Genomic DNA, 14,414 nt, shown 5'->3' on the forward strand with positions numbered 1-14,414 from the left:
GGTGGCCTGTCATTTGACGGACACCATGGCCGGGTCGTACGAGCCGCGCCACTGATCGAGGTAGGTGTTCTTGACGTTCTTGCCGTAGAGCCGCAGGTAGATCGGGTGGAACAGCGGCACGGTGAGCGCCTGCCTCCCCAGCTCGGCGTCGAGGGCGCCCCAGCGGGGCCGGGCCTGGACCGGGTCGGAGATCTTGTTGATCGCGTCGAACTCGGCGTTCACCTTGGGGTCGTCGTACTGCGCGAAGTTGAAGTTGCCGCCGTCCGTGAGGATCTGCCGCCCGTCGAAGATCGGGGCGAGGAACGGCCCGCCGGTCGGCCAGTCCGCGCCCCAGCCGGACAGGAAGATGCCCGGCTCGGTGGCCGGCTTGGTCTGGACGGAGCGGTAGCTCGCCTGGTCGTACGCCTTCAGCTTCACCGTGATGCCCGCCTGCTTGAGGGCCTCCTGCACCGCCGTGGCCACGGCGGGCCCGTCCTGGTGGGAGTCGCTGTTGCGATGCGCCAGCGTGATCGTCAGGTTCGGCTGCCCCGCCTGGGCCAGCAGCTCCTTCGCCTTCGCCGGGTTACCCGTGGGCCCGGCGGGGAAGGCGTCGTACGCCTGATAGCCGAAGGCCTCCTGGTCGGGCAGGAACGTCGTCGCTGATGCGGCGAGCGAGCTGCCGCCGACCGCGTTGACGGCCGCCTGCCGGTTGACGGCGTAGGAGATCGCCTGCCGCACGCGGACGTCGTCGAACGGTTTGATCTTCGTGTTGAACGCGATGTAGTTCGTGTAGCCGAACTGGCCGCGCACGGTGCGCTTCTTCAGGTTCGGGTCACTGGAGATGCGGGCCAGCTCGGCCGGGCTCAGGTCGGTGTCCGTGGTGATCGCGTTCGCGTCCTTGCCGGCGCTCGTGCTGAGCCGCTGGTTGATCACCGCCGAGCTGAGACCGTACGTCGCCTCGATCCGGTCGGGGCAGGCGAGCCGCTGGTCGTCGGCGGTCCGCGACCAGTTGGGGTTGCGGACGAGCGTCAGGTTCTTGTCCTGCACGTGGGTCTGCACCTTGTACGGACCGCTGGAGATCGGGTGCTTCTCGAACGCGGTGCCGCCGTCCTTGGCCTTCGGGACCGGGGCGAACTGCGTGGCCGTCGCGACATAGGGGAAGTCGCCCTCGGGTTTGCGCAGCTTGAAGATGATCGTCTTGTCGTCGGGCGTCTGGATCGAGTCGAGCTCCTTGCCCTTGTACGGGCCCTGGTAGTCGGCGCCGCCGACCAGCCAGTCGCGCAGGTACGGGATGCCGCCCGTCAGCTCGGGCGCGAAGGAGCGCTCCACGCCCCACTTGACGTCCTTCGAGGTGATGGGCGTCCCGTCCTCGAACTTCAGGCCGTCCCGGAGGTGGTAGGTCCAGGTCTTGGCGTCGTCGCTGGGCTTGCCGGTGTCGGTGGCGAGGTCGGGGGTCACGGTGGTGCCCGCCTGGCCGGGCACCCGCTTGCGGGTGGTCAGCGTGCGGAAGACGAGGGAGGGGACCGCGCCGCCGCCGGAGGTGTAGATCCGCGCCGGGTCGAAGTGCTCGTCCGTCGCCGAGTCCTGGTCGAGGATGTACAGCGTCCCGCCCTGGCAGTTCTTCGGGTCGAACGCCGCGCCGCCGGAGGACGAGGTCGAGCCGCTGGACGAGCACGCCGACACGGCGGCCAGAACGGCGGCGGCGGTGAGCAGGACGGGGACTTTTCGCATCATCGGGGGTTCTCATTCCGGGGGAGCGGCGACGCCGCCTGGGGTGGGCGGGCCTGGAGCAATATATACTTTCTGGGTAGGAAATATGAAGATTCTTGCCATGGCGAAGCCTGACAACCATGTTCCGTCGCGGTCCGATCCATGGTCAACTAGGGGCGTGCCGGATCGCCTCGAGCGCGACCGGCACGCGCGCACCCGGCGATCAGGGTGACGTCGGCGAATGGAGCGCGATGAATCCGCGGTGGGAGGCCTGGGACCTGCTGGACGGTGAGTACGACGTCCGCGTGCTGGAGCCGTCCCCGCCCACCGTGGCGACACCGCCCTGGTACGCCGACGATCCCCTCGAAGGCCCGTACGGCGCCAAGCTGGTCACCCCCGTGTCCGGGCTCGGCCGCACCTGGGACGACCTGGCCCGGGAGCGCCCCGAGCTGGCGGTCTTCTGCGCGGACCGCTGGCTGGGCGCCTGGCGCCGGCTGGCCCCGCTGCCCCGGGAGTTCGCCGCGACCCGCCGGACGCTGCACGCCCTCGGCGAGCACGTCGTGGCCGCGGCCCGGTACGCCGCCAACGGCAAGATCGGCCTGCGGTTCACCCGGGGCGGCTTCGGCACCCCGTTCTTCGGCGCCGACCGGCAGGTCCGCGTGGAGGCCGGCCGGCTGGTCGTCGACGACGCCTCGCACGCCCCGAAGACCCTCGGCGAGGCCGCCGGCCTGGCCGGGATCCCGCTGGGGATGCCCGCGGACGTCTACACGCCCCAGACGCCGGCCGACCCCGACCTGCCGCTCACGGTGAGCCCGCCCGCCGCCGGCGCGCTCGGCGCGTGGTACGGCTTCGCCTGGTCGGTGCTGGAGCAGCTGCGCCTCGACGTCCGCCCGCACGACCCGAGCCGCGTGCAGCTGTGGCCGGAGCACTTCGACGCCGCCCTCGACGCCGGCGACGAGGCCGCCGGACGGCGGGCCTCGTTCGGCGCGTCCCCCGGCGACGGCGAGCATCCGGAGCCGTACCTTTACGTCGCCCCCTGGACGAAGCGGACGGGCGCGTTCTGGAACGACGACGCGTTCGGCGGCGCGTCCCTCCCGTACGCCGCGCTCCTGACCGCCGACGACCAGCGCGCCGCGGTGCTCGGCTTCTTCCGTCAGGGCCTCGACGCGCTGGCGGACTGACCCGTCCTGTGTTTTGTCCGGGTTCGACGCGTCGGCCCCGTAAGTCCCTGGAACGCGTCATCATCGCGTCCGGACATCGGCATGTCCGGTCAAGCATCCGCTTTGCCGGTTAAAGAAAACCGCCGCTTCCACTTCACGGGCCGTCGCGACGGGTAACCGAATTGCCGGGGCACATTGGGCGGCCTCGGGAGAAGACGTTCCCGGCTCGCGGACGCAGGGCATGACGGCGAACCACGCGTGCGTCCGTACGTGCCCTCCTACGTCACCGGGGGAAAGGAACGGACAATGCGTAACGGAGTCATTGCCGCCGGAGTGCTGGCCTTGGGCCTGCTCGGCTCGGCCTGTGGCGAGGGCAGCAAGACCACGCCGGAATCGCAGGGCGGAGGGGGACCGTACGCCCAGCCGACCAGCCCGGCGGCCTCTCCTCCTGGGGCGTCCCCAACGGAGTCCCCGGCGGCGTCCCCGACCGAGTCGCCAACGGCGATGCCATCCGCACCCGCCGGCGCCGCGGTCGTGAACTCCAAGAAGACCAGCCTGGGCACGATCCTGGTCGACGGTACGGGCAAGACGCTCTACATGTTCGAAAAGGACAAGGGGCAGGGCGGCAAGTCCCAGTGCACGGGCGCCTGCGCCAAGGAATGGCCGCCGTTCGTCGCGGGCGGCGCGGCCGCGTCGCCCGGCGGATCGCCCGGCGCGTCGCCCGGCGAATCGCCGACCGGATCGCCGGCCGCGTCACCCGGTGGATCGCCCAGCGCGGGACCCGGCGTCGACGCGTCCAAGTTGTCGACGGCGACCCGGCCCGACGGTTCCAAGCAGCTCGTCTACAACGGCTGGCCGCTGTACTACTACGACCAGGACAAGGCACCGGGCGACATGAAGGGCCAGGGCGTCACGTCGTACGGCGCGCCGTGGTACGTCATCAACGCCACGACCGGCGACCCGATCACCCGGAAGTAACCGTCACCAGCTCGGCAGCTGCGGCATCGTGTCCGGCAGCAGCCAGGACCCGCCGGCCAGGAGCGCGGCCACGGCGACCACGCCGAAGCCGAACACCCACAACAGGCCGGGCATCCCGGTCAGGCGGGCCAACTGGTCGGCGTCCGAGTCGGGCGCGCGGCCCCGGGAGCGCTTGCTCTGCAGCTCCACGACGGGCCGCGCCCCCGCGAGCAGCAGGAACCAGGTGAACGCGTAGGCGAACGCCGCCTGCACGGTGGCCGTTCCGAACCACGACACGGCGAAGACGACCGCGCCGGTCGTGACGACGGACACCACGCCGTACGCGTTGCGGACCATGAGGAGGACCGCGGCGAGCAGGACGATGCTCGCCCACAGCAGGGCCGTGATGTGCCCCACGGCCAGCAGGGCGGCCGCGCCCAGGCCGAGCAGCGGTGGCGTGACGTACCCGGCGAACGCGGTGACGATCATGCCCGGTCCGTGCGGCTTGCCGCGGGACACCGTCACGCCCGAGGTGTCGGAGTGCAGCCGGATGCCCTGCAGCTGCCGGCCCGTGACCAGCGCGGCGAACGCGTGCCCGCCCTCGTGCGCGATCGTCACGACGTTACGGAGGAGGTGCCAGACCGAGCGGATGGACACCGCCACGAGCGCCGCCCCGCCCGTGACGGCGACCAGCCACCACGGCGGGTGCGGCTGCGTGCCGACGACCTCGTGCCACACGCCACCGATCGTTGCCGTGTCCAATGCGTCACCTCTCCTCAATGGGCTGCTCACCCGCCCGTACCGGGTACGACGCGCCGCACCGCGGCCGGGTTTCCGAATCGGGCGAACCCGTATTCTCCTCCGGGGTGCCCAGTAGGGTAGGGGATCTATGAGCGACCCGTTGATGAGCGTTTATCCCCCGATGGAGCCGGCCGCGCTGGTCACCCGGCGGTCCATGCAGTTCCCGTTCGACTCGCCCGGGCTGACGCTGACCCACCTCGGGCGCGGCGCGATCTGGCTGGCGCTGAAGGCCCTCGGCCTCGGGCCGGGCCACCGGATGGCGATGCCCGCCTACCACTGCGGCTCGGAGGTCGAGGCGGCCCGGCTGGCGGGCATCGAGGTCGTGTTCTACCGGGTGCTGCCCACGCTCGAGGTGGACGTGGAGGACCTGTTCAAGGTGGCGCAGCAGTGCCACGCCACCTACCTGATCTCCTACTACGGCTTCCCGATGCCGCCGATGCCGCAGGGCACCCGCGTCATCGAGGACGCCGCGCACGCGCTGTTCTCCTACGACGGCGGCGCCGCCATCGGCTCGCGCGGTGACGCGGCCATCTTCTGCCCGCGCAAGTCCCTGGGCGTCCCGGACGGCGGCGCGGTGCTCATCCGGGGTGGCCACATCGACGCCGAGGGCCGGCCGCCGTGGAAGCGCATGGCCCGCTCGGTCGCCTCCCAGGGCATGGGATGGGCGGCCCAGTCCCGCGCCGGCGTGCTGCGGGCCCCCGCCACGAAGGTGTTCCGCAAGGTCAGCAAGGCCGAGCAGGCGGTGGAGGAGGGCACCCTCACCGAGACGGTCATCGGCGAGTGGAACCTCGAGGTCGCCGACCTGGAGGTCGCCGCCTCCAAGTCCACCCGCATGACCGAGTGGGCCGTGCACGGCGCGGACGGCGAGAAGATCCGGGAGCACCGGCGCCGCAACTACCAGATCCTGCTGAACGCCCTGCCCGAGGTCTGCCCACCGCGGTTCCGCGGGCTGCCCGACGGCGTCGCGCCCCTCTACTACCCCGTACGCGTCCCGCAGCGCGACCGGACCATCGCCGAGCTGCAGAAGCGCGGCGTCCGTTCCATCGAGATCTGGCCGGTGCCGCACCCGCTCCTGGACCGCCACCGGTTCGCCGAGCTGGAGCCGCTGCGCCACGAGATGCTCGCGCTCCCGGTCCACCAGGGCCTGTCGACCTGGCACATGGAACAGGTCGCGCACGCCGCCCGCGAGGCCATCGCCGCCGCCCACCGGTAGGCCGGGAGTATCAGCACGTTGACTGGACGCGCAGTCGTCGCCGCCCACCGGTAGGCCGACGGCTCCTCACTGGATGCACAGCGCGTTGCGGTTGCCGTTCCGGTCGATGCAGGGGGATAGCCCCGGATGCTGAGCTCGGCGCGCGCGTTGGCGCTGCCCAGGAAGGCGATGAAGTTCTTCAGTAGCGAGGAGGACTCCGGGGCGCCCGCCGTGTAGAGGTACAGACGCTCCTGGGCGGGAGAGGGAGCCAGCCGGGCCCGATGCCCGAACTGACACTTCTCCAGCTTCTCCACTGGATCGCTCACCCTAGTTGCCGCTACGTGACGAGACGCGTACTGAGCGTATCGATCGTGGCCGACGCTCTGCTCGATGATTCGAAAATCCGAGCGAGATCAGTCGGTCAGGCCGCTGATAGCGGCCGTCAAGGCTCGGGGGACGTCGCCGATGAGGAGGTGGCGGCCGTCGCGGACGATCTGCCGACCGGAGACCATCACGTGGGGACATCTTCCGGGAGAGGCAGCGAAGGCGACCACGTTCACCTGCTCGTGCACTCCCGCCCCGAAAGTCCAGCCGTCCAAACCGGTCACCTCCCTCAAAGGCGTCTCCGCCCGACTGCTCCGCAAGGAATACAGCACCCACGTCCGCCGCTACCCGTGGGACGGCCACTTCTGGCCCGGCTCCTACTTCGCAGGCAGCTGTGGAGGAGCACCCCTCACCGCCATCCGCCAATACATCGAAAACCAGCAGCGACCCACCTGAGGCGATCACGTGCGGGGAAAGCACGCTCGCGCCCTAGCCCCGGTTCCTTCAGGGCCGAGTCGTTGACATCTTGCGGATGAGCTTAGGCCCCAGCACCAGCAGGTGCTGGGGCCGTACATCAATTCCTGCTATCTCTGACCTAACCCTTGCGGATGAGGACGATCGGGGTCTGCTCGTCCTCGTTGCCGGCCGGGTTGTCGGACAGGACGTTCTCGACCCACTTGCGGTCGACGCCCTTGGACGCCCCGACGACCCACGCGCCGGTGAGGTGGTTGGCGTCGACGACGCAGACGTGGCAGCCGAGCGCCGCGGACAGGTCCTCGGACAGCTTGTCCGGGCGGCCCGGGCCGAACAGCAGGTGGTGGTCGTGCGGCGGAAGCGCCGCCGCCACGTCGTCGATCATCGCCGCGCCGGGGCCCGCGACACGGTAGAACCAGCCGCGCTTGCCCACCAGCTTGCCGGCCGCGCCCGCGGCGGCGCCCAGGATGACCTTCGTCCGGCCCGCCTCGAGGATCGCGCCCTGCATGCCCGCCGGGCTGTGCAGCGGGCCGATCTTGCCGACGAACTTGCTCAGCTGCTTGGCCATGCCCTCCGGCGTGATCAGCTCCAGCGGGATCATGCGGCCCTGGCCGGCCGACGCCGGGCTCTCCGACAGCGCGAGGATGTCGTCCGGCTGCAGCATGCCCTGCGTGGCCTCCTGGATGATCGGGAGGATGCCGGTGCGCAGCGTGATCATCTTGGTCTTGATCGGGACGCGGCGGGCGCCGACCGCGCGCTCGTCGACCGGCGGGATGTTCGGCGCCTTCTCCGGCGGCGTCTCGCCGAAGTGCTGGTGCAGCATCTGCCGGATCTGCTGGTTGCGCGCGTAGATCGACGCGCCGGTCTGCAGGATGTCGCGGGCGCCCGCCGGGTCGCCGGCCTCCAGCCGGAGCGAGGCGAGAAGGGTGTAGTCCGAGGCGTACACCAGGTAGTCGGGGGCGAGCGCGATCAGCTCCGTCTGGTACTTCAGCGCGCGCGGCTTGTCACCGCGGTCCACCGCCCACTTCGACAGGCGCTTGAGCGCGTGCCGCCGCAGCTGGGAGTCGTTGACCACCGACTCGAGGAGCGTCTCGGCGTCGTCGACCCACCCGCCGTCCTTGAGGACGTCGGCCAGCGTCAGGGCGTACCACGGGATCGTCGGGTACTTCTCGCGCGCCTGCCGGACGATCTGCGAGGCCCGGCCGTAGTCGCCACGCCACTTGTAGACCTCGGCCAGCGCCGCCGTCGCGAACCGCGTGTCACCGCCGGCCGCGATGGCCTGCCCGGCGATCTGCTCGGCCTTCCGGTCGTCACGCTCATTGGTGAGGACAAGCCAGGACAGCAGGGACAGACCGTCGCCGTCGAGATCCGCTCGCTTCTGCTCGAGGAGCTGCTGGGCCTCCTCCGGCTTGCGGAGCCAGATGTCATAGGCGCGGCTGTTCGTGCTCATTGTCAGAACCTCATGCGTCGTCGGCGATCTGCGGGATCGGCCCATCATCGCAGAGTTTCGTGGCGGCCGACGCGGCGGTCGCGTGGCACCGAGCTCGTCATAGTGGGGGAGAGATGGACGAAGCAGGGGGGAATACGCAGGTTGTATGACCCGGGCTTGTCGCCTGCTCGATACCCTTGGGTCTCGTGGACCTCCTCGATTCATGGCGCGATCTTCCGGCCGCGCAGCAGCCCGACTGGCCCGACTCCACGCGCGTCCGCGACGTCGCGGACCAGCTGTCCAAGCTCCCGCCGCTGGTGTTCGCGGGCGAGTGCGATCAGCTCAAGGCACACCTGGGTGCCGTGGCGCGCGGTGAGGCGTTCGTGCTGCAGGGCGGCGACTGTGCCGAGACGTTCTCCGGCGCGACCGCCGACGACGTGCGCAACAAGCTGAAGACCCTGCTGCAGATGGCCGTCGTGCTGACCTACGCCGGGAGCGTCCCGGTCGTCAAGATCGGCCGGATGGCGGGCCAGTTCGCCAAGCCGCGTTCCAAGCCGGTCGAGGTGCGCGACGGCGTCGAGCTGCCCGCCTACCGGGGCGACATGGTCAACGGGTTCGACTTCACCCCGGAGGCCCGGGTGCCGAACCCGGAGCGCCTCCTGCGCGCCTACCACGCCGCGGCCGTGACGCTGAACCTCACCCGCGCCTTCACCCAGGGCGGCTACGCCGACCTGCGCCAGGTCCACGCCTGGAACCACGACTTCGTCGCCGAGAGCCCTGCCGGCCAGCGGTACGAACGGCTGGCCGGGGAGATCGACCGGGCACTGGCGTTCATGCACGCCTGCGGAGCGGACCCGGAGGAGTTCCACCGGGTCGAGGTCTACTCCAGCCACGAAGCGCTCCTGCTGGACTACGAACGCGCCCTGACCCGCATCGACTCGCGGTCCGGGCTGCCGTACGACGTCTCCGCGCACTTCCTGTGGATCGGCGAGCGCACCCGGCAGCTCGACGGCGCGCACGTGGACTTCATGCGCCACATCCGCAACCCCATCGGCGTGAAGCTCGGGCCGACCACGACCGCCGAGGACGCCCTCGCGCTCATCGACCTGCTCGACCCCGACCGGGAGCCCGGGCGGCTCACGTTCGTCACCCGCATGGGCGCCGAACGGATCCGCGACCACCTCCCCGCCCTGGTGGAGAAGGTCACCGCGAGCGGTGCCCAGGTCGCCTGGATCTGCGACCCGATGCACGGCAACACCTTCGAGGCGGAGAGCGGGTACAAGACCCGCCGGTTCGACGACGTGATGGACGAGGTCGCCGGCTTCTTCGAGGTGCACCGGGCGCTCGGCACCCACCCGGGCGGCGTGCACATCGAGTTCACCGGCGACGACGTCACCGAGTGCGTCGGCGGCGGCCACGACATCGTCGAGGACGACCTCCACCAGCGGTACGAGACCGCCTGCGACCCCCGGCTCAACCGCGGCCAGGCGCTCGACCTCGCGTTCATGGTCGCCGAGATGTACCGCATCGGGAAGTAGCGCGACTGATCCGCCCGGATCGTACGGCCGCCGAGACCCTCCGCATCGCGAGGTAGCGGAAGCGATCCGTCCGGGGCCGTACGGTCACCAGCGACCCTCCGTATCGCGAGGTAGTGGGAGCGATCGGTCCAGGGCCGTACGGTCACCAGCGACCCTCCGCATCGCGAGGTAGCGGAAGCGATCGGTCCAGGGCCGTACGGTCGCACGGGTCCACCGCATCGGGAAGTGACCGCCTGAGACGCGAGCGCCCCGCCCCGAGGGGCGGCGGCCGTCATACGACGCGGACGGCGCCGGCGAACGGGCGGGTCGACAGGTCCGCGACGCGGACGCGGTCGCCGGTGTGCGGCGCGTGGATGAACTTCCCGTCGCCGATGTACATCCCCATGTGGTGGATGTCGGAGTAGAAGAACACCAGGTCGCCGGGCTCGAGCTGGTCCCGGGAGACGTGGACGCCGGCGTTCCACTGGTCGCCGCCGTAGTGCGGCAGGTTGACGCCGACCTGCTTGTAGGCCCACATGGTCAGGCCGGAGCAGTCGAATCCCCGGCCGGGCGCCGCGCCGCCCCAGACGTACGGCACGCCGAGCTGCGACAGCGCGGCCCGTACGGCGCCGACCGCCTTGCCGGGGCCGCCGGGGATGGGGGGCACCTTCTCGCCCTTGCCGGCGCGCTCGACGGCGTCGCGCAGCAGCGGCTTGCGGACCTTCTCCAGGTCGTGCTTGATGGCCGCGCGCTGCTGGGCGAGCTGGACCCTGAGCCGGGCCGCCTGCGCGGCGCGTTCCCGGGCGTCCTGGCCGGTCCACTGGGCGTTCTGGATGGCCTGGGTCAGCTGCCGGATCTCGGTGTCGTCCTGCTGCGTGAAGTAGTGCAGGGTGGCGGCCCGGTCGAGGACGGCGCGCGGGTCGGAGGCGGCGAGGAGGGCGGGGGTGTCGTCGTTGCTGCCGCTCATGTAGCGCATCGCGACGAACCGGCCGACCTTGTGCTGGATGGCCTTGAGCGCCTGTGCGGCCCGGGCCGAGGTCTGGCCGGCGACGACGGCCGCCCGCTGGGCCTGCCCCAGGCGTACCTTGAGGCCGTTGTACTGCTCGGTGAGCTGCTCCAGCTGGTTGTTCAGCTGGTCGGCGCGCTGGCGGAGCGCGTCGATGCGGGCATCGGGCCGGGCGGTGTCCGCCAGTGCGGGCGACGCGAACCCGGCGACGACGAGGGCCAAGGCCGCGGCGGCCGTACGGCGGGCTGTGGTCTTCGAGGGGCGGCGCGGGTCCGGTGCGGAGGCCGCAGCGGCCGTGTGACGGCCTGTGGCCTTCTGAGGGTCGTGCGTGGGGGTCACGGCGGCCGTACGGCGGGCCGTGCCCTTCCCGGGATGATGGGGATCGCGACTGTCCGCAGGGTGCGATGACGCCATCCAGTGCTCCTCTCCTCAAGCCGCCTACCGGGTTAGCTGACGGGTTCGGACGGAAGAGAAGCCCTACCGCGCACCGTCGGTGACGGGCGCGGATTCACCCCGGATGCGAAGGCGCGGAGCTGCCCCGTGGCTTCGCGAGTGGGTCCCCGGTTCCCCGGCGCGTCGGCTGACGCGACGGGCGATTCGGCGGTCCGGCCGTCTCTCGGCCGGTGACGACTCGCTGGAGATTAACGGATAGTGACGGGGCGGCCAACGGGAACATGCGGAGATGGCCCGGGGGATCGGAGGATGGTCACTCTGGGTGATGCGGAGGCTGGTCCTTTGCGCCTAGACGCACGCGGTCCCCGCCCCTCCGGATCGGGAGGAAACGGGGACCGGCGTGACGTTCGGACGCGCTCGCTCAGGAGAGGACGGACTCGGACTCGGAGCTGTTCTGGGCCACCGCCGCGTGCAGGGTGTTCCAGAACGCCAGCTCGACGTCCTCCTCCAGCTCGGAGATCTTGCCCCAGAACTCCTTGTCCTCGGCCATCGCGGCGGCCTCGGCGGACAGGACGGGCATGACCATGGTGCCGGCGTCGGCGGCATCCAGGTCGGCCACGCTGACCTCGGCGGGCAGCTCGACCGGCATGCGGTGGTGCTTGCCGCGCTTGCGGACCCGGACGTTCGGCGCCGCGACGGGCACCTTGACCTTCGACTTGCCGACGGCCAGGGCCACCGTGCCGAACAGGACGACGGCGAGCAGCCCGGTGAGGGCGGCCTGCTGGTCCGGCAGGGAGGTCGGCGCGGGCGCCGGGTCGTGCGACGCGACCGTGTGCGTGTCGACCTGGGCCGGGGTGTCCTGGCCGATCTCCTTGACCGCGGGCGTGGGCGCGGCGTGCTTGGGAGCGTACTTCTGGTCGGTCTGGACCGTCTGCGCGGGGGCGGCCTTCACCTTCACCTTGGAGGGGTAGCCGAACCCGACGACCTGGCTGATGTCCCGGGTGGCGCGCAGCAGCGCGTTGTTGTGGTTGGCCTCGATCGTGTGCAGCGTGTGGCCGTCGACGCGCTCGACGATGCCGACGTGCTCGATGTCGCCGATGCTCTTGCCACCCGACCAGGAGAAGAAGACGATCGCGCCGGGCTCGGCCTTGTGGCCCCAGGCGTGGTGCTTCTTGAACCACTCGGCGTGGTCGGGAGTGGAGGCGAACTGCCCGGTCCAGTCCTCGACGCCGGCCTTGTTGGCCGCCCACGCGAGGAACATGTCACACCAAGGAGCGTCGGTGTAGGAGGAGTCCTTGTCGACATGCTTGCCGTACCAGTCGCCGAACTTCGTGTAACCGTCGGCTTTCTCGTGGTAGCCGAGCTGGCTCTTGGCGACCTCTAGCAGTTTCTGACCTATCGAATCCATATCTCCCCTTAGGCCGCCTACCGGGTTAGCTGACGGGTTCGGACCAGAGAGGAGCCCTACCGTGCGTGACGGATTCACCCCGAGGGACAGATGGGTCCCCGGCTCCCGCGCCGCTGGCTGCGTCGACGGGATTAGGCGGTCGGCCTGCAACCCCCTGGTTGGAGGTTGGTCACAGCCCGATCTCGGCGAAATCTAGCCGAACTCTCGCAACTACGGCAACGCGTTCGGAAACGAAAGTCTGGCATCACTTGCTCACCGAGCGTAGCTGCGTGTGCCGCCCGCCGACCGGGTAACGCCTGAAAAGGTGCTCTCACGTGCGGCGCAGCCATTCGAGGGCGCCGTGCGACGGCGTCGAGAAAAGCCGAGTGCCGTGCTCGCCACCCGGAAAAAGTGACGAACACGGCACTCAGGCCGACGCTTCCTCAGTGGAAGTCGGGGTGCAGGATGTCGATCCCGCGGGTGTTGTCCGCGACGTAGACGTATCCGTCGTGCCAGTACGGCGCCCACGACATTGCGTCCGCGGGCCGGAAGTAGGCCACCTGCTTCGGATGCGCCGGGTCCCGCACGTCGAGGAAGCGGGTGCCCTGCGAGTAGAAGGACTGGACGAGGACGTCGTGGTGCACGGAGAAGTAGTGGGCCGAGCAGTCGTCGGTGTCCGTCCGGCTGCCCTCCTGGCCCGCCACGCTCCAGGTGCCGACCGTACGCAGGCGGAAGGGCTTGTCCGGAGTCGACCGCCAGCCCTCACCTCCGTACGAGCCGTGCAGCGAGGCGATCACGAGCCGGCCGTCGTCGGCGCAGCCGGGGTTGAACGCCTCCTCGGTGGCGTAGACGAGGTCGCCGCCGCCCGGCGCCTCGTGGGCGGTCGAGCCGACGGGCCGGAACGAGTTGTGCATGAACTTGGACGGCGCCGCCGCCTCGCTGATGCCGCCGCCCGCGTACGGCACCGGGTCCCAGGCGCGGGCCACGCGTACGGTCCGCTGGACGGGATCCCAGTGCCGCCCCTCGGTCCAGTAGCCGCGCACGCCGCCGCGTCCGGACGCCCACGTCACCCCGGCCGCGTCCACCTGGATGTCGTGGACGTAGTCCGTGGTCCCGTCGTTGCGGCCCAGTTCGATCGGCTGGGGGAACGTGCGCGGATGCCGCGGGTCCCGTACGTCGGTGACCCAGACCGGGCGGCCGCCCCAGTCGGCGGGCATCCAGTCGGCCTTGGCCGGGCCGCCCGTCCAGAGGTACCGGCAGTCGTCGACGCAGCTCGTCGTGTGCCCGGCGGGGATCTTCTCGTACGCGAGCTGTACCGGCTTGGCGGGGTCGGCCAGGCTCACGATGTAGACGCCGGACTCGCCGGTGTGCGTGTTGCCGTTGAAGGCGCGCGGGTCGCGCGCCATGAAGACCAGCTTGCGGTGCGGGTCGGCCTCGGTGTCCTCCGTCTCCCACATGCCCGGCATGGACAGCGTCCCGAGCGCCTTCGGCGCGGCCGGGTCGGTGACGTCATAGGTCTTCAGGCCGAACTGCCCGGAGACGTACATCACCTTCCGGTGCCCGTACGTCAGGAAGCCGAGGGAGATCGCGCCCTTGGCGTCGGGGAGGGTGGCCGCGAGGCGTACTCCCTTCACGGCGCTGGAGGGCGGCAGCGGGGCGGCGTGGATCTGATGTGCGATCACGTCCTGCTGGACGGCGGGCTGGGTCGTCTGGTTCTCGTCGTCGCCGCCGGGTGGGCAGGCGAGGGCGGGGCCGGCCATCGTGACCACGGCGGTCGCCGCGGCCAGGACGGACAGGGACAGGGTGCGCAGGGTTGTCACATCTCTCCTTGGGGCCGGGTGGGGAAGGAGCATGATCCGACCGGGACGCTATACAGCGCCGTCAAGAGGATCAAGGGCTCGGCGCGGCCACCGGGCTCGGCGGTGAGGTGCGCGGCCGGGTGGACGTCTCGCTCATCGTCGCCGTACGGCGATCCGCGTCGCGCTCGGAGCGCGGTCGTTCATCGCACCATTAACCGATCCTGAAGCGGGCCTTAAGCGCCTGTCGCCGCGGTTCCCCGGCCGCTTCGCTGGACACCTGACGCGG

Annotated in this window: 10 protein-coding genes, 1 pseudogene and 2 riboswitches; of the genes and pseudogenes, 5 read left to right on the forward strand and 6 right to left on the reverse strand. The window is 70.6% G+C overall.

Annotated elements, in window-relative coordinates:
• Window positions 1-9: 9 nt before the first annotated feature.
• Entirely contained in the window at window positions 10-1,713 is a 1,704-nt protein-coding gene (locus AB0I04_RS00610) for an ABC transporter substrate-binding protein (protein WP_360876673.1), read from the reverse strand.
• Window positions 1,714-1,940: 227 nt separating this feature from the next.
• On the opposite strand from AB0I04_RS00610, the gene AB0I04_RS00615 reads away from it, so the two are divergent.
• Window positions 1,941-2,870 (forward strand): hypothetical protein, encoded by a 930-nt coding sequence (locus tag AB0I04_RS00615; RefSeq protein WP_360876676.1) that lies wholly within the window; start codon window positions 1,941-1,943, stop codon window positions 2,868-2,870.
• 285 nt (window positions 2,871-3,155) lie between these two features.
• A complete protein-coding gene (locus tag AB0I04_RS00620) occupies window positions 3,156-3,827 on the forward strand; it encodes a hypothetical protein (protein WP_360876679.1) in 672 nt (223 codons plus the stop codon).
• Between the two features lie 3 nt (window positions 3,828-3,830).
• On the opposite strand, the gene AB0I04_RS00625 is transcribed toward AB0I04_RS00620, so the two are convergent.
• Window positions 3,831-4,568, reverse strand: coding sequence for a M50 family metallopeptidase (locus AB0I04_RS00625; RefSeq protein ID WP_360876682.1), 738 nt, complete (start codon window positions 4,566-4,568; stop codon window positions 3,831-3,833).
• Window positions 4,569-4,695: 127 nt separating this feature from the next.
• Here AB0I04_RS00625 and AB0I04_RS00630 point away from each other — a divergent pair, with 127 nt between their 5' ends.
• Both AB0I04_RS00630 and tnpA read left to right on the forward strand, forming a co-directional pair.
• Window positions 4,696-5,820 (forward strand): DegT/DnrJ/EryC1/StrS family aminotransferase, encoded by a 1,125-nt coding sequence (locus tag AB0I04_RS00630; RefSeq protein WP_360876685.1) that lies wholly within the window; start codon window positions 4,696-4,698, stop codon window positions 5,818-5,820.
• A gap of 521 nt (window positions 5,821-6,341) precedes the next feature.
• Window positions 6,342-6,579, forward strand: a pseudogene (tnpA, locus tag AB0I04_RS00635) (IS200/IS605 family transposase); the annotation flags it as partial.
• A gap of 139 nt (window positions 6,580-6,718) precedes the next feature.
• Here the strand turns inward: tnpA and AB0I04_RS00640 are convergent.
• Complete coding sequence (locus AB0I04_RS00640; protein ID WP_360876688.1) at window positions 6,719-8,047, reverse strand: hypothetical protein; 1,329 nt, start codon at window positions 8,045-8,047, stop codon at window positions 6,719-6,721.
• 176 nt (window positions 8,048-8,223) lie between these two features.
• Here AB0I04_RS00640 and AB0I04_RS00645 point away from each other — a divergent pair, with 176 nt between their 5' ends.
• Complete coding sequence (locus tag AB0I04_RS00645; protein ID WP_360876691.1) at window positions 8,224-9,564, forward strand: class II 3-deoxy-7-phosphoheptulonate synthase; 1,341 nt, start codon at window positions 8,224-8,226, stop codon at window positions 9,562-9,564.
• 271 nt (window positions 9,565-9,835) lie between these two features.
• Here the strand turns inward: AB0I04_RS00645 and AB0I04_RS00650 are convergent, their stop codons facing one another.
• The 3 genes from AB0I04_RS00650 to AB0I04_RS00660 all read right to left on the reverse strand — a co-directional run bounded on the left by AB0I04_RS00650 (window position 9,836) and on the right by AB0I04_RS00660 (window position 14,149).
• Window positions 9,836-10,963, reverse strand: coding sequence for an NlpC/P60 family protein (locus AB0I04_RS00650; protein ID WP_360876694.1), 1,128 nt, complete (start codon window positions 10,961-10,963; stop codon window positions 9,836-9,838).
• Between the two features lie 4 nt (window positions 10,964-10,967).
• A riboswitch (cyclic di-AMP (ydaO/yuaA leader) is annotated at window positions 10,968-11,133 on the reverse strand.
• 230 nt (window positions 11,134-11,363) lie between these two features.
• The gene (locus AB0I04_RS00655; RefSeq protein ID WP_360876697.1) at window positions 11,364-12,350 is read right to left on the reverse strand and encodes a CHAP domain-containing protein; all 987 of its coding nucleotides are present in this window, start codon (window positions 12,348-12,350) and stop codon (window positions 11,364-11,366) included.
• A riboswitch (cyclic di-AMP (ydaO/yuaA leader) is annotated at window positions 12,349-12,498 on the reverse strand. Its footprint overlaps the gene before it by 2 nt.
• Window positions 12,499-12,772: 274 nt before the next feature.
• Window positions 12,773-14,149, reverse strand: coding sequence for a hypothetical protein (locus AB0I04_RS00660; protein ID WP_360876700.1), 1,377 nt, complete (start codon window positions 14,147-14,149; stop codon window positions 12,773-12,775).
• Between the last annotated feature and the right edge of the window lie 265 nt (window positions 14,150-14,414).

This window comes from Actinoallomurus sp. NPDC050550 (assembly GCF_040655075.1).
In the GTDB taxonomy this organism is placed as follows: Bacteria; Actinomycetota; Actinomycetes; order Streptosporangiales; family Streptosporangiaceae; genus Actinoallomurus.

What these genes read in the sequence shown, in the direction of transcription:
- AB0I04_RS00655 (WP_360876697.1), bottom strand. Translation starts at nt 12,350, where the DNA reads ATGGATTCGATAGGTCAGAAACTGCTAGAGGTCGCCAAGAGCCAGCTC.
- AB0I04_RS00630 (WP_360876685.1), top strand. Translation starts at nt 4,696, where the DNA reads ATGAGCGACCCGTTGATGAGCGTTTATCCCCCGATGGAGCCGGCCGCG.
- AB0I04_RS00640 (WP_360876688.1), bottom strand. Translation starts at nt 8,047, where the DNA reads ATGAGCACGAACAGCCGCGCCTATGACATCTGGCTCCGCAAGCCGGAG.
- AB0I04_RS00650 (WP_360876694.1), bottom strand. Translation starts at nt 10,963, where the DNA reads ATGGCGTCATCGCACCCTGCGGACAGTCGCGATCCCCATCATCCCGGG.
- AB0I04_RS00615 (WP_360876676.1), top strand. Translation starts at nt 1,941, where the DNA reads ATGAATCCGCGGTGGGAGGCCTGGGACCTGCTGGACGGTGAGTACGAC.
- AB0I04_RS00610 (WP_360876673.1), bottom strand. Translation starts at nt 1,713, where the DNA reads ATGATGCGAAAAGTCCCCGTCCTGCTCACCGCCGCCGCCGTTCTGGCC.
- AB0I04_RS00620 (WP_360876679.1), top strand. Translation starts at nt 3,156, where the DNA reads ATGCGTAACGGAGTCATTGCCGCCGGAGTGCTGGCCTTGGGCCTGCTC.